Genomic DNA, 15241 nt, shown 5'->3' with positions numbered 1-15241 from the left:
TGTGTTCCTTCACCCGGTAAAGACTTCGCCGCCGGCAACCGCGACGGCTTGTCCGTTGATTGACGATGCGCCCTCTGACGCGAGCCAGAGGATGGTGTCGGCGACCTCCTCCGGCGTGACCAGCCGCTGCATCGGATTGACCTTGGCGAGCGTGGCGCGCGCCTGCTGCTCGCTGCGCCCGGTCTTGGCGACGATGTTGGCGGCCGCATCCGCCACCAGCGGCGTGTCGGTGTAGCCGGGGCAGACCGCATTCACGGTGACGCCGCGCCGCGCATATTCCAGCGCCAGCGAGCGCGTCAGGCCGACGACGCCGTGCTTGGCCGCGACATAGGCCGAGACATAGGCGTAGCCGGTAAGGCCTGCGGTCGAGGCAACGTTGATCACGCGCCCGCGGCCGCGCTGCGCCATCCCTGGCAACACCGCATGCGTCACCAGGAACACGCTGGAGAGATTGCTCGCCAGCATGTCCGCCCACAGCCCCGAGTTCGTTTTGTCGAACGGCGCGCTCGAAGCCTTACCGGCATTGTTGACGAGAATATCGATCGGGCCGGCCTCAGCCTCGATCTGCGCGATACCCTTGGTCACCGCAGCTTCATCGGTCGCGTCGATCGAAACGGCGGCGCCCACGTGCGCTCCGAGCAACGCCGCCGTCGCCTTCAGTGCGTCGATCCGACGTCCGGCGATGCTGACGCGCACGCCGGCTCTTGCGAGCGCGATTGCCGTCGCGGCCCCGATGCCGGAACCGGCACCCGTGACCAGCGCATGGGCGTTGGGCCAGAACCCTGTCATGCCTTCACTCCCGCGGCTACGCGTTCGAGATTGGCCTCGTATTGCGACTTGCCCGACAGATACTGCTTCGGCCAGGCGATCTGTTTGACGCCGATCTTCGCGGCCTCATGCAGCGTCCAGGCCGGGTCGGCGAGATGCGGCCGCGCGATGGCGCAGAGATCGGCGCGGCCGGCGGCGATGATCGAATTGGCGTGGTCGGCCTCCGAGATCGCGCCGACCGCGATGGTGGCGATACCGACCTCGTTGCGGATCTTGTCGGCGAACGGCGTCTGGTAGAGCCGGCCATAGATCGGATGATCGTCGGCCCAGACCTGGCCCGAGGAGCAATCGATCAGGTCGGCACCGGCCGCCTTGAATAATTTCGCGAAGGCCAGCGCATCCTCAGGCGTGTTGCCGCCCTCGGCCCAATCGTGACAGGACAGGCGGACCGACATCGGCTTGTCCTCCGGCCACACCGCGCGGATGGCGCGGAACAATTCCAGCGGATAACGCGCGCGGTTCTCGATCGATCCGCCATAGTCGTCGGTACGGCGGTTGGTCAGCGGCGACAGGAAGCTCGACAGCAGATAGCCGTGGGCGCAGTGCAGCTCCAGAATGTCGAAGCCCGCGGCGGCACCACGCCTGGCGGCGGCAACGAACTGGTCGCGCACCTCGTCCATCTCGGCGCGGCTCATCGGCTCCGGGATCTGGCCGTCGGGCAGATAGGGCACCGCCGAGGCCGACACCAGTGGCCAGTTATGGTCCGACAGCGGTTCGTCCATGCCTTCCCAGGCAACGCGCGTCGAGCCCTTGCGCCCGGCATGGCCGAGCTGGATGCCGATCCTGGCTTGCGAATTGCGATGCACGAACTCGACGATGCGCTTGTAGGCCACCGCCTGCGCGTCATTCCACAGGCCGCAGCAGCCGGGCGTGATCCGCGCCTCCGGCGAGACGCAGGTCATCTCGGTGAACAGCAGCCCTGCGCCGCCGAGCGCGCGGGAGCCGAAATGCACCAGGTGAAAGTCGTTCGGCACGCCCTCCTCGGCCGAGTACATCGCCATCGGCGAGACGATGATCCGGTTGTGCAGCGACAGGCCGCGGATATGGAACGGCGTCAGCATCGGCGGCGTGACGCGGTCGTTGGTCGCCGGCACCCCGCTGCGCTCGGCAAACCAGCGCTCATAGCCTTCGAGCCATGTCTTGTCGCGCAGCCGCAGATTCTCGTGGCTGATGCGTTGCGAGCGGGTCAGCAGCGAATACATGAACTGCTCCGGCTCCAGCGTATCGGCATAGCGCGAGCCGACCACCTCGAACCATTCCATCGCATTGCGCGCGGCATTCTGGATCCGCGCCACATCGACCCGGCGCAGTTCCTCGTAAGCCTTCAGCACGGCGGGAATGCTGTCCTTCGTCGCGCCGTGGATCTTGAACTGGTTGGTGAGCTCGATCGCATCTTCCAGCGCGAGTTTGGTCCCCGAGCCGATCGCGAAATGCGCGGTGTGAGCGGCATCGCCCATCAGCACGACATGGCTGTTGCCGTTGAACGCGGTCCACTTGCCGCAGATCAGCCGCGGAAACGACAGCCAGGCCGAGCCACGCAGATGCCGCGCGTTGGAGACCAGATGATGCCCCTCGAGGATTTCGGCGAACACCTTCTCGCAGAACGCGATGGATTCGCCCTGCTCCATCTTGTCGAGGCCGTGGGCGAGATACGCCTCTTCGGTGGTCTCGACGATGAAGGTCGCCGCGCCCTCCTCGAACTTGTAGATGTGCGACTGGAACCAGCCATGCTCGGTCTTGCGGAAATCGAAGGTGAAAGCATCGAACGGCCTGACGGTGCCGAGCCAGATATAGCGGTTCGGCCGCATCAGCATGTCGGGCTGGAAGGTTTCGGCATATTTTGCGCGAACCTTCGAGTTGACGCCGTCGCACGCCACGATCAGATCGGCGTCGGGGAATTCGAGATCGGAATTGACCTCGCGTTCGAAAATCAATTCGACGCCGAGCTCCTCGGCGCGCCCCTGCAGGATATTGAGCAGCCGCTTGCGGCCGATACCGACGAAGCCGTGGCCGGTGGTGCGCATCCGGCGGCCCTTGATCAGGACCTCGATGTCGTCCCAATGGTTGAAGGCCTGCTCGATCGTATCAGCGGTGACCGGGTCCCATTTGCGCATGTTGTCCATGGTCGCATCGGAGAACACCACGCCGAAGCCGAACGTGTCGTAGGGCCGGTTGCGCTCGACCACGGAGATGACATGCGTGGGATCCAGCATCTTCATCAGGATGCCGAAGTAGAGCCCGGCCGGCCCGCCTCCAATGCAAACGATGCGCATGGCGTTCTCGCCTTTCCGTTTGAGCATGATCGCGTCGGAAAACCGGGTGCCCCTTTTCCGGATCATGCTCTGGCTTCGGCCGGGGTCAGTTTCCCTGCCAGCCGATACGGCATATTATTTTATACTTAAAATAATTGTCAAGGGTGGTTGTCGGCTCATTCATTGCTGTCGTCCCGGCGAAGGCCGGGCCCCATACGCCGCAGCAGGCCTTGCCGGCGGGACTCGTCGTTCCAGCAACGCGCAATAATGACAAATTGTGGTTATGGGTCCTGGCCTTCGCCGGGACGACATCGAGGATGAGGCGCCGCCGGCGCGCATGTGTCGGCGTCACTTTAGGGCGATGTGGCAAGATGGCGGACTAGCTGCACTAATCTGCACTCCTCATCTCGCTGCCCGTCATTCCGGGGCAGCTCGAAGGGCTGAGCCCGGAATCCATCAGGCCGCATCATGTGCGGCGAAATGGATTCCGGGCTCTCGCTTCGTGAACCCCGGAATGACAGCGGAGAGACGTCGCGCGCGCCTCAATGCACCGCGGCGTACAGGATCTTGTCCTGGGTCGCATCCGCCGCGTCAAACTCGGCGACGATGCGGCCAGTGCGGGCGACCAGGATGCGGTCGGAGACCGCGAGGATCTCCGGCAGATAGGACGAGATCACCACCACCGCCTTGCCCTCGTCGGCGAGGCGGCGGATTTCGCCGTGGATGTGCGGGATGGTACCGACGTCGACGCCGCGCGTCGGCTCGTCGAAGAAGATGATCGACGGCTCCTGCACCAGGGTCTTGGCCAGCACCACCTTCTGCTGGTTGCCGCCGGACAACTCGACGATCCTGGCCTTGCGCTGCAGCGCACTGATCTTGAGCCGGTCGACCCAGTAACTGGCGAGCTTGCTGCGCCTGGCGCGCGACAGCAGCAAACTCCAGCCCTTTCGCGTGGCGAGGCTGCCGATATAGACGTTGTCGTCGACCACCATGGTCTCGAAGAAGCCGTTGGCCTTGCGGTCCTCGGTGATGTAGGCGATGCCGTCATTGATCGCCTGCCGCGGCACGCGATAGCGGATCGGTTTTCCCCGCAGCCGGATGGTGCCGCCATTGACGAGGTTGCGCTTCAGCGCGCCATAGACGATCTTGGCGATCTCGGTGCGGCCGGAGCCGATCAGGCCGGCAATGCCGACCACCTCGCCGGCATAGACCGAGAACGACATGTTCTTGACCGCCATGCCCATGGTGACGTTCTCGACCGTCAGCACCTTCTCGCGGCGCTGATGGGTCTTCGCTCTTCCGCCATAGACCGCCTGCGCCACCTCGCGCCCGACCATGTGCTGCACCAGCGCGTCGCGGCTGAGCTGCTTGGCGGGCGCCGTGATCACCAGCTTGCCGTCGCGCAACACGGTGATGCGGTCGGCGATCTGCAGCGATTCTTCCAGCGCATGGGAGATGTAGATGATCGAGACGCCGCGGGCGCGCAGGTCGCGCACCAGATGGAAGAAGTGGACGATCTCCTCCGGCGTCAGCGATGCGGTCGGCTCGTCGAAAATGATGATGCGCGCCTTGTTGTAGATCGCGCGTGCGATCTCCACCATCTGCTTCTTGGCGGTGCCGAGCAGCGCCACCGGCGTTGCCGGATCGACGTGGAAATTGAGCGACTGCAACAGCTGCTGGGCCTGGATGTTCAGGGTGCGGAAGCGCGTCAGCAGCTTCTCGTTGCCGAGCTCGATGTTCTGCGCCGCGGTCATCGTCGGCACCAGGCTGGTCTCCTGATAGACCATGCAGATGCCGGCATCGAGCGCGTCGCGCGGCTGCTCGAAATTGGCGGGCTTGCCATCCAGCAGGTAGTCGCCGGAGGTGAGATTGATCGCACCCGCGATCGCCTTGCACAGCGTCGACTTGCCGGCGCCGTTCTCCCCGACCAGCGCGTGCACCTCGCCGGGATAGAGATCGAAATTGACCCCCTCGATGGCGTGGACACCGCCATAGATCTTGGAGCCGTTGCTGATCCGCAGCACCGGCTCGCGGGCTGCCGACTGAGTGGCGGGTGCCGCCTGCATCACGCCGTCATTCATCGCAGCTCTCCCGTGTAGCGCAGCAGCCGTCCGGCACCCCGCGCCGCGATCACGATCCCGGAGGGCGTCGCGCAGGCAGCGGTGACGCCGTGAAAGCGGCCGCCGGCGCGGCTGTGCAGGCTGTCGCTGGCCTCGCCTTCGGCATCGAGATGCACGAGCAGGCCATAGGAGCGCGGCGGCGCCCATGGCTTCTGGATGCCGAGCGCCTTGACGCTGCCGATCTGCATCGGCTCCAGGCAATCGCTGCCGCCGACCAGCGCCGGCGCCACCCAGTACTCCGGCGGCATCGTCGCCATCATCTCCTCGCGGAAATCGTCTTCCTTCAGCACGAACTCGATCAGATGCGTGCGGCGCGCGAACATGCCGAGCAGCAGCCCGCCATGGCCGTCCGGATGCAGCCGTGCCGGATAGCCCGCCATGTTGGCGGCGACTGTCTCGCGCGGACCGAGGCCAGTGCCAGCTAGCGCGAACCGGCTGAAGCGATGTGCCCAGCTTTCGGTGAGCCACAGGCTCTTGCCGTCGGCCGAGACCATCACGCCATAAGGATACGGCAGATCGCGCAGCAGTACCTGCGGATCGTCGAGACCGGCGCCGCAGCCGATGAGGCGACCGCCGGCGCGCTTCTCCATCAGATCGTGCCGCCACTCGCTCGGGCGGCGGCCGGCGCTGCCTTCGACGGCATAGATGCGACCATCGGGCGCCGCCGTGACCGACAACAGCCCCGTGAGCGCGCTGCCGCCCGCAGCCCCCAGCCAACGCGGCGCGGGTTTTGCGGCATCGATCGCGGCAAGCCCCCTGCCCGCAACGCAGACCAAAAGGCGGCCGTCCGGATGCAGCGCGAGCCCGCCGGCATCATCCTCGAACTCGGCGACAACCGTGCGGGTCGCGAAATCACTGCCGCTGAGCTTCAGCACTTGCCGGCCGGCGGAGACATAAATCGCGCCGTCGCCGGCGGCGATGACGTCGTCGATTCCCGGCAGCGGCTCGCCGATCGGCACCGCGGTGTCGAGCCGGTCGTTCGGGCTCATCGCGCCATCGAGCGGCGGGATCGCGTTCTGGCCGCCGTCGCGGTCGGTGACGCTGCGGATATCGCGCAGCAGATGATCGAAAAATCCCATTATTTCGTCACCCTGCTTTTGGCGCCCCAATAGGCATCGTAGCCGGTCCAGCTGTCGTCGACGCCGTCGAGCTTGATGCGGCCGATCCGGTTGTTTTCGAGCCCGCCGAGATAGAGATAGCCCTGATGCTCGCGCATCGAGGTCAGGGTCGAATGCGAGATGCCGGTCGGGTCCCACCACGACTCCAGCGCCTCGCCCTTCTCGTTGAACTTCAGCACGCAGCCATGGTTGAGCGCGGGCGCCAGCCACTCGTCGGCCGGCACCTGCTTGACCATGCGCAGGCGGAAGCCGGGCTTGCGCGCAGCAAGGTCGAAGGTTGGCGTGCGGATGCCGACCAGCGCCAGCCAATACGTGCCGTCGGAAGCGCGGTTGATGTTGTCGGGGTTGCCCGGCAACTCGTCCATCAGCACTTCGGTCTTGCCCTTGTTCGGGCCGTCGATCCAGTGGCGGAACACCTTGCACAGCGAGGTCGACGCAATCAGGATCGACTTGCCGTCGTGGGAGACGCAGATCCCGTTCGGGAAATAGAAGTGGTTGATCACCGTGCGCGTGGTCTTGGTCGCCGGGTCGTAGCAGACCACGCGGCCGTTGGGCCGGCCCTCGAGGATGTCGAGGGTGTTGGTGGTCATCTCGTAGCGCGTGGTGCAGTCGCTGAAATAGATCTTGCCGTCGGGCGCGATGTCGAGATCGTCGGCCATGCGCAGGCGGGAGTCATCATTCAGCTTGTACCAGGTGCGGTTGGTCTCGTCGGTGACCTTGAAGATGCGGCCGTCGGGCGCGATGCCGTAGACGCCCATGCCGGCGACGGCGACGATCAGATTCTCGTCGCGATCGAACTGCATGCCGAGCGGCCGGCCGCCGATATGGGCGAACACCTCGCGGGTCTTGAAGTCAGGCCCGGAGAATCGGATCACATTGCCGTCGCGGGTCGAGCCGTAGAGCCGGCCCTGACGATCGAGGATGACATCCTCGGGCCCCTCGACCTGATCGACGCCGATCGCCTGCGCGTTGATCAGCCGGTCGTTCTGCGCGTAAGGCGAGGCCGCGCCGGGCTGCACCGCCGGCGCCGACGCCAGTGGCACGAAGGCCGGATTGACGTAGATCTTCTGGATCGCCTTGCCGCGGTTCTTCGACCATTTGACGTCGATGCCGACGGCGGCGAGCAGGATCATGCCGGTTACCGCCGAAGTGACGTAACCCGGGATGCCCATGCGCACGAGGCCGTTGATCAAGAGGAAGATGATCAGCGCGCCGATCATCGCCCGCCACACCGTGCCCTTGCCGCCGGCCAGCGACACGCCGCCGAGCACCACGGCGGTCAGCGCCTGGAATTCCCAGCCCACGCCGGTGGTGGAATCCGTGGAGGCCTGACGTGCTGCGTAGAAGATGCCGCTCGCCGCGCACAGCGTGCCCGACAGCACATAGGTCATGAACAGCATCAACCGGACGCGGATGCCGGCATGGCGCGCGGCCTTGCGGCTGGCGCCGATCGCGGTGAGATGCCAGCCATAACGCGAGCGCGACAGGAAGATGTGGCAGATCAAAAGCACCACGAACAGCGTCGCCGCATTGACGGGAATGCCGAGCACGCTGCCACCGCCGATGAAATCCCAGGCGTCGCTCTCGACCGAATTGGTCGCAAACACCTGGGCGTAGCTGGTGTTGAGCAGATTGACCGAGGCGCGCAGGATGATCAGCGTCACCAGCGTGGTCAGGAACGGCCGCGTCTTGAGAAAGCCGATCAAAAAGCCGTTGATGCTGCCGAGCACCGCGCCGACCAGAAGCGTCGCCGGCACGGCAAGCCCGACCGGCCATTCGCGCACCAGCAGGAAGTAGAGCGCCGCGAAATTGCACAGGGCGAAGATCGCGCCGACCGACAGGTCGATGCCGCCGGTGACGAGGCAGAAGCCCATCGCGAGCGCGACAAACCCGAATTCGGCGAATAGCCGCAGCAGCGAGACCGAGTTCTGCACCGAGGCATAGTCGGGAATGGTGAGCGCGAAATACGCCCACAGCCCGATCATCACGGTGAAGGGAACGACCGGCTCGAACCACTGTTTCAGCAACAGCTCCGACAGCAGGAGCCGGGGTGAGAACCGCCGCACCGAAGCGGAAAAGGAATCAACTGCCATCGACATCGCCAAAGCACTCCTGATCCGGTTTCAACGTCTCCGGATTCTGACCCGTGATACAGCCGGCGCGGGAATGCCCCCCGCGCCGGCTGTCTCGCGCCTTGTTAGTTTTTCTTGGGTAGCGCGAAGCAGGTACCGCCGAGCGAGGCGTTCGACTTATCGATCCAGATCGGGCGCGTGTAATAGGACAGGTTCTTCGAGCCGGGCTTGTCGCCGGACATCAGCAGCGTCTCGGCTGCGAACATCAGGTCGTGGCCCTGCTCGGTTGCCTTGTAGCTGAGGAACTTGCTGAAATTGCCTGACGTGACCTGGTCGCAATCGAGCTGCGAGCCCTCACCCGAGGCGAACACCTTCACGTCGTCGATCTTGCCGGCATTGCGGATCGCCTGCGCGGCGCCCGATTCCATGATGCCCCAGAATCCGATCGAGGCGCAGAGATCAGGATGCTGCTGGATCACGGTGGCGGTGATGTTGAGCGCGGTGTTGGCGTCCCAGTTCGCTGCCTGGTTCGACACCACCTTGATGTTGGGATCCTTGTTCAGGACATCCATGATGGCGCCAACCTGATCGACGCTGGCGGCTGCGGTCAATTCGCCCTGCACGATCTGCACCTTGCCCGATTTGCCGGAGCCGGTGCCGCAGGCCTTGACGGCTTCGTTCGCCAGCATCCGGCCGATCTCGCGCCAGTCGACGCCGACAAAGGCGCCGGACTTGTAGTTGGAGGCCATGTTGACCTGGATCACATGGGTGCCCTGGGCCTCGGCGCGCTTCAGATCCTTCATCAGCAGTGTCACGCTCGGATTCTGCACGATCAGGACGTCGGGCTTCTGGTCGACCAGCGCGGTCAGCGCCTGCTGCATTGCCGATGGATTGTTGTTGGGGTCGCGCACGATGTATTTCATGCCGCGCCACTCGGCCTCTTCCTGCACCACGCGGCCCCATTCGTCGGACAGCGGCACGCCGAGCGCAATCGGCAGATAGGCGACGGTCTTGCCCTGCAGCGACTTGTCGTAGGCGGCGCGCAGCTCGCGCCCGGCCTTGGTACCTTCCTCCTGCGCCGATGCCGCGAACGGCATCGCGGCGAGCGTCACCCCGGCGAGCAGGGTCGTCCAGAACTTGGTCGTCTTCATCGTCTCCTCCACACAAAATTCTTTTGATTGATTGGAATTGTTTTTTTGATTGGCGCGGCGCGCTCAGTCGCCTTGTTTCAGTCTCCTTGCCGCGCGGTCTCCTCGTCACGGGGATGCAGCCAGTTGTCGAGCACGATCGCGGCCAGCAGCACCACGCCCTTGATGATGTTCTGCACCTCGCTGTTGACGTCCATGATGGTGAAGGCGTTGAGCAGCGTGCCGATCAGGACGCAGCCGACCACGACGCTGAACACGCTGCCGCGGCCGCCGATCAGGCTGATGCCGCCGATCACGACGACCAGCACGACGTCGAAGATCATGGTGCCTTGGGTGATCGCCATCTGCATGCTGCCCGTGGTGCCGACCCAGACCAGGCCCGCAATCCAGGCGAGCAGCGCAACCAATACGTGCTCCAGCACGATCAGCGGACGCAGCGGAATGCCGGTCAGCCGCGCGGCCTCCGGATTGTCGCCCTGCGCATAGATGAAGCGCCCGATCGAGGTCCGCGATAGGAACAGGTGCATCGCGATCGCACAGACCGCGAACACCAGGATCGGAACCGGGATGCCGAACAGCCGACCCGCACCGAGATACATCAGGCCCGGCGCGTCCTTCGGCGCGTAGACCACCCAGGCCGGCGCGATCCAGAACGCGAGGCCATAGATCACGAAGCCGGCGGCCAGCGTCACGAACAGCGCCGGCGCCTCGACGAAGGCGACCATGACGCCGTTGACGACGCCGATCAGCACCGCAATGGCCAGCGCTAGCAGCACTGCCGTGAAAAAGGGCATGCCGTTCTGCATGTAGATCAGCGCGATCGCCCAGGAACCGGCCATGATCGCGACCTCGGAGAGGTCGATGCCGCGGCTGATCACGATCAGCCCCATGCCGAGGCCGAGCACGCCGAGGATGGAAATGCTGCGCAACAGGTTGAGCAGATTGGAGACTGTGGCAAAACCGTTCAGCGTCAGGCCGAACACGACCAGAAGCGCAATCGTGATCAGGAGCACGATCTGCTCCTGGCTCGGCTTTGCGAACATTGAGCCCGAGCGAGATGATGCCGCAGGGACAGCAACGCCGCGCGATGGCGATTGCACGCTCATCGTTTCCTCCAGGTATTATTTTGCTTGAGACTTTAAGAGCGCCAACTCATATTCGTCAAATGCATTCGACGGATACGGATTGATTATTTCTATGCATGTGCGCGATATCGATCTGAACCTGTTCGTCGTGTTCGACGCGATTTACACCGAGGGCGGCGTCAGCCGCGCCTGCTTCCGCCTCAATTTGACCCAGCCCGCGGTGAGCCATGCGCTGGGCCGGCTGCGCGCGATGTTCAACGATCCGCTGTTCGTGCGCCGCCATCACGTGATGACGCCAACCCCACTGGCGCGCCAGATCATCACCACGGTGCGCCAGGCGCTCAACGGCCTGGAGACGACGCTGACCGACACCAACCGCTTCGATCCGGCCAGGACGCCGAAGCGGTTCGTGATCGGCCTGCGCAACAACCTCGAGGCGCCGATGCTGAGCGCGCTGATCAACCGCATCAGCACTGTCGCGCCGCTGGTCGAGATCGCGACCGTGCGCAGCGAGCGCAACAATCTGGAGCGCGAGCTTGCCGCCGGCACGCTTGATGTCGCGATCGATACGCTGCTGCCGCTCTCGACCGAGGTGCGGCGCGAGCAGATCCTGACCGAGCATATCGCGGTGTTCGCCCGGCGTGGCCATCCCGAGCTCGGCAAGCGGCTCGACAAGAAAGCGTACCTGCGCCTGGAACATGTCTGCGTGACGTCGCGGCGCAGCGGCCTGTCGTTCGAGGACTTCCAGTTCCAGCGGCTCGGCCTGACCCGCACCGTGCGCCTGACCTGCCAGAATTTTGCGACCGCCTGCCACGTGGTGAGCCGCAGCAACATGCTGCTGACGGCATCGGAGAGCGCCGCCTCCGTGCTGGAGGATCCCGGGCTGTTGCAGTGCTTCCCCTGCCCGTTCCCGATCAGCCCGCACGTCAATTATCTCTATTGGCATGCCACTGCCGAGGGCGACACCACCAACCAATGGCTGCGCGAGCAGCTGCGCGCCGCCGCGGCGCTGCTGGCCGGCAGCCGTTTCAGCAAGAACCGCCGCGCGGCAAGAACGCGCCCCAAAGTGGGCATCCCGGTGCCGACCAGCCTCGCCGCGGAGTAGCGGCGGAGTTCAACTCGGCTAGAGTCCGCTCAGGCCGCTGTCGACCGCAAGCGTCTGCGCGGTGACGTAGACGCTTTCATCCGACATGAAGAACAGCACCGCATAGGCGATCTCCCACGCCGTGGCCTGGCGGCCGAACGGAACCTGGCTCTTGCCGCGCGACGGCCGTCCCGCACCGGCCTCGCGGCCATTCGGCGTGTCGACCAGCCCGGGATAGACCAGGTTGGCGCGGATACCGCGTCGTGCGCCGGTATGCGCGATGTTGCGCATCAGGCCGCCGAGCGCGGCCTTGGAGGAATCATAGACCGCCATCTGCGATCCCGCCTTCAGCGCCGCGATCGAGGAGATGAAGACGATCGAACCGCCATCGGCGAATTTGGGCAGAGCCGCGCGGCAGCACAGCATCGGGCCGCGGACATTGACGTCGTAGATCCTGTTCCATTCCTCGGCGCTGACATTGTCGAGCCCGGTCTTGCCGAAGGTGCCGATGTTCAGCACCATGCCATCGAGCCCGCCCATCGCGTGGTGGGCCTCGTCGATCATCCTGATGACATCGGCCTCCCTGGTGACATCCGCAGCGATCGCGAAGGCTTGGCCGCCGTCATCGGCGATGCGCGCGACCGTATCCTCGGCGGAGCCACGGTTGAGGTCGGCGACCGCGACATGCGCGCCTTCGCGCGCGAACAGCAGGCTCATCGCGCGGCCGTTGCCGATCGGATCGGTCGCGGCGTCGAACACGCGCTGGCCGCCGCCGACCACCAGGATGCGGCGGCCCTTGAGGCGGCTCCTGCCCGGCGCAGTGCCTGACGATTCCGCGCTCAGCGGACGGACATAGCGCTCCGGCTTGGGGTCTTGCGAGGTCCCTTGCTTGGCCTCTTGCGAAGTCTCCGACATCCCATCAACCCCGCTTCTTGCCGCCCTCATAGACGGCCATGCCGGCGGCTGGATCGAGGTCGGTCTCGGTCGCCTCCGTCAGCCGCGCCATCATCATGTAGAAGCCGAGCGTGACGATCGCCTCGACGACCTCCTGATCGCCGAAATGCTTGCGCATGCCGGCGAAAGCCGTCTCGCCGACGCGGACCTTCTCGACCACCTCGCGGCCGAAGCGGAGCAGCGCTCGCTCGGCGGCGTTGAGTGCAGCGTCGTCATAGTCGCCGCGCTCAACGGCATCGATTTGCGCTTGCGTCACGCCGACGCCGAGCGCGATCGGCACATGCTGCCGCCACTCATAAGCGCCGCCCTCGAGCTGCGCGGCTTGCAGGATCAGCAGCTCGCGGTTGACTGCGGAGAGCTTCTGCTTGTGCAGGATCGAATTGGCGAACCGCATCGCCGGGATCATGTTGGCCTCGGCATGAGCCATCATGCGGAAGATATTGAGCTTGACCGGCATGCGGTCGAACGCGGCGCGGATGTCGCCGCTCGTGGTGTCCGGATCAATCAGAGGCAGCCTTGCCACGCGTCTCTCCCTTTTTTCGTTGCTTCTTGTCCAATGTGTCTGCGTCCTTTGCCGCAATCAGCGACAGGAAGAACGCGAGATAGCGGTCGATCGCCTCGATCACCTTCGGCCGCGGCGAGGCCTGCGCGCCCATCACATAATGTTCGAGCCTGACATAGATCAGGCCGGCCGCGAACAGCCGTGCCGCCTCGCGCGGGTCTGAGGTCGAGATCAGTCCGGCGAGCGCGAAGCCGCGGAAATAGTCCGTCATCAGGCTCTGTTCGCGCGCGTAGAAATGGTCGGCGAACTTGGCGCGGATGCCGGGCACACGGTTGCGCTCGGCGGTGATGACCTTCTGGAACTGATGCTCGCGCGGATCCGACCATTGTTCGACGAGGTCGAGCGCGAACTGGCGGCAGAACGCCGCCGGCTGCCGCGCGAGCTGCCGGTAGCGCGGCGCCTCGAGCCGGTCGGCCGAACTCGCCGGACCGTGCTCGCTGACGATCGCTTCGAGGATCGCGGCCTTGCCCGGGAAATGATTGTAGAGGCTGCTCTCGCGGATGCCGACGCGGCGCGCGAGCTCGCGCATCGACGCACCGCCATAGCCGCTTTGCGCGAACAGGCTGAGCGCCTCGCTGAGGATGCGCTCGCGGGTGGAGGTCACGACCGCCTCGGCCGCGTTGGATGTGGAAGCCGCCATACCGTCTTGACTAACGAACGATCGTTCGCTAGTCAACCGTACGAACGATCGTTCGTCTGTACGGCAGCGGTCACGACCCGCAAGCCGCGCAGGCGGCGGGCGAAGTATTCGCGTTTCAACTCCGCCCGAAGAGGCGGAGAGCAATCTGGGGAGATTCCGTCATGGCGCGCCTCGTCCGCTCTCATTTGCGCGCGGCCTTTTTGCTGCTGTCGCTGATCGCCGCCGGCGCCGCACAGGCCGAGAGCCCGAAATACGACCCAGGCGCCGACGACAAGACGATCAAGATCGGAACCACCGCACCGCTGTCCGGCCCCGTCTCGGCCTTTGCGCAGATCGCGAAATCGGCGGAGGCCTATTTCCGCAAGGTGAATGACGAGGGCGGCATCAACGGCCGGCGGATCCAGATGATGATCGCCGACGACGCCTACAGCCCGCCCAAGACCGTGGAGCAGACCCGTCGCCTGGTCGAGAGCGACGAGGTGCTGTTGATCTTCGGCGGCGTCGGCACGCCGACCAACAGCGCCGTGCACAAATATCTCAACGACAGGAAGGTGCCGCAGCTCTTCCTCGGCTCGGGCGCGGCGAAGTGGGACGATCCGAAGAACTTTCCGTGGACCGTCGGCTGGCAGCCGACCTATCGCGACGAGGCCATCGCCTACGCCAAGTACATCAAGGCGAACCACCCGAACGCCAAGGTCGGTGTGCTCTATCAGAATGACGACCTCGGCAAGGACTATCTGAAGGCGCTGGAGGAAGGCCTCGGCAGTACCGAAGCGATCGTGGCGCGCGCGGCTTACGAGACCACCGCCCCCACCGTCGATACGCAGATCCTGCTGCTCAAGAGCAGCGGCGTCGACGTCGTGCTGGTCGCGGCGACGCCGAAATTCGCGGCGCAGGCGATCCGCAAGATCGGCGAGATCGGGTGGAAGCCCACCACCATCATCTCCAACGTCTCGGCCTCGATCAGCGGCGTGCTCGAACCCGCCGGAAAGGACAATTCCACCGGCGTGATCTCGAGCCAGTACCTGAAGGACTCCACCGACCCGGCGCTGAAGGACGACGCCGGCTACAGGGAATGGGTCGCCTTCATGGACAAATATCTGCCCGACGCCAACAAGAGCGACTGGCTCAATGTCTACGGCTACACCATCGCGCAGACGCTGGCCGCGGTGCTGAAGGCCGCCGGCAACGACCTTACCCGCGCCAACGTGATCAAGCAGGCGACCAGCATCAGGGATCTGCATCTGCCGATGCTGATCAACGGAACGGCGGTCAGCAATTCGCCGGAGCGGTATACGCCGATGACCAGCCTGCAACTGATCCGCTACGACGGCACGCGCTGGGTGCCGTTCGGCGAACTCATCAGGAACTGAGCACC

The 15241-nt window shown here is 65.0% G+C and carries 12 protein-coding genes; 2 read left to right on the top strand and 10 right to left on the bottom strand.

The features are described from left to right. Positions 1–9: 9 nt before the first annotated feature. From ACE103_RS15165 to ACE103_RS15135, 7 genes are all read right to left on the bottom strand, one after another. Positions 10–789 carry an SDR family NAD(P)-dependent oxidoreductase gene (locus tag ACE103_RS15165; RefSeq protein ID WP_375780067.1) on the bottom strand — a complete coding sequence of 260 codons (780 nt, stop codon included), beginning with the start codon at positions 787–789 and terminating at the stop codon, positions 10–12. After that, a complete protein-coding gene (locus ACE103_RS15160) occupies positions 786–3101 on the bottom strand; it encodes a bifunctional salicylyl-CoA 5-hydroxylase/oxidoreductase (protein WP_375780066.1) in 2316 nt (771 codons plus the stop codon). The genes ACE103_RS15165 and ACE103_RS15160 overlap by 4 nt, the downstream gene beginning before the upstream one ends. A gap of 521 nt (positions 3102–3622) precedes the next feature. Next, positions 3623–5146, bottom strand: coding sequence for a sugar ABC transporter ATP-binding protein (locus ACE103_RS15155; RefSeq protein ID WP_375781110.1), 1524 nt, complete (start codon positions 5144–5146; stop codon positions 3623–3625). An 11-nt stretch (positions 5147–5157) separates the two neighbouring features. After that, entirely contained in the window at positions 5158–6279 is a 1122-nt protein-coding gene (locus ACE103_RS15150) for an SMP-30/gluconolactonase/LRE family protein (RefSeq protein WP_375780065.1), read from the bottom strand. Beyond that, the gene (locus tag ACE103_RS15145; RefSeq protein WP_375780064.1) at positions 6279–8417 is read right to left on the bottom strand and encodes an ABC transporter permease; all 2139 of its coding nucleotides are present in this window, start codon (positions 8415–8417) and stop codon (positions 6279–6281) included. Before ACE103_RS15145 ends, ACE103_RS15150 begins: the two co-directional genes overlap by 1 nt. A 98-nt stretch (positions 8418–8515) precedes the next feature. Then, on the bottom strand, positions 8516–9541 hold the full coding sequence (locus ACE103_RS15140; protein WP_375780063.1) for a sugar ABC transporter substrate-binding protein: 1026 nt from the start codon (positions 9539–9541) through the stop codon (positions 8516–8518). Between the two features lie 77 nt (positions 9542–9618). Continuing rightward, positions 9619–10644 (bottom strand): ABC transporter permease, encoded by a 1026-nt coding sequence (locus ACE103_RS15135; RefSeq protein WP_375780062.1) that lies wholly within the window; start codon positions 10642–10644, stop codon positions 9619–9621. Between the two features lie 79 nt (positions 10645–10723). Here ACE103_RS15135 and ACE103_RS15130 point away from each other — a divergent pair, with 79 nt between their 5' ends. Further along, positions 10724–11728, top strand: coding sequence for a LysR family transcriptional regulator (locus ACE103_RS15130; protein ID WP_375780061.1), 1005 nt, complete (start codon positions 10724–10726; stop codon positions 11726–11728). Between the two features lie 18 nt (positions 11729–11746). On the opposite strand, the gene ACE103_RS15125 is transcribed toward ACE103_RS15130, so the two are convergent. From ACE103_RS15125 to ACE103_RS15115, 3 genes are read right to left on the bottom strand one after another with little or no spacing between them, the layout of a single operon-like run. Then, positions 11747–12622 carry an SDR family NAD(P)-dependent oxidoreductase gene (locus ACE103_RS15125; protein WP_375780060.1) on the bottom strand — a complete coding sequence of 292 codons (876 nt, stop codon included), beginning with the start codon at positions 12620–12622 and terminating at the stop codon, positions 11747–11749. 4 nt (positions 12623–12626) lie between these two features. Next, a complete protein-coding gene (locus ACE103_RS15120) occupies positions 12627–13184 on the bottom strand; it encodes a carboxymuconolactone decarboxylase family protein (protein ID WP_375780059.1) in 558 nt (185 codons plus the stop codon). Then, entirely contained in the window at positions 13162–13863 is a 702-nt protein-coding gene (locus tag ACE103_RS15115) for a TetR/AcrR family transcriptional regulator (RefSeq protein WP_375780058.1), read from the bottom strand. Before ACE103_RS15115 ends, ACE103_RS15120 begins: the two co-directional genes overlap by 23 nt. A gap of 161 nt (positions 13864–14024) precedes the next feature. On the opposite strand from ACE103_RS15115, the gene ACE103_RS15110 reads away from it, so the two are divergent. Beyond that, entirely contained in the window at positions 14025–15236 is a 1212-nt protein-coding gene (locus tag ACE103_RS15110) for an ABC transporter substrate-binding protein (RefSeq protein ID WP_375780057.1), read from the top strand. Positions 15237–15241 lie beyond the last annotated feature (5 nt).

The organism is Bradyrhizobium sp. ma5 (assembly GCF_042258955.1).
GTDB lineage: Bacteria > Pseudomonadota > Alphaproteobacteria > Rhizobiales > Xanthobacteraceae > Bradyrhizobium.
Note: the sequence above shows the minus strand (reverse complement) of the source record. Positions and strands in the feature narration are given on the sequence as shown.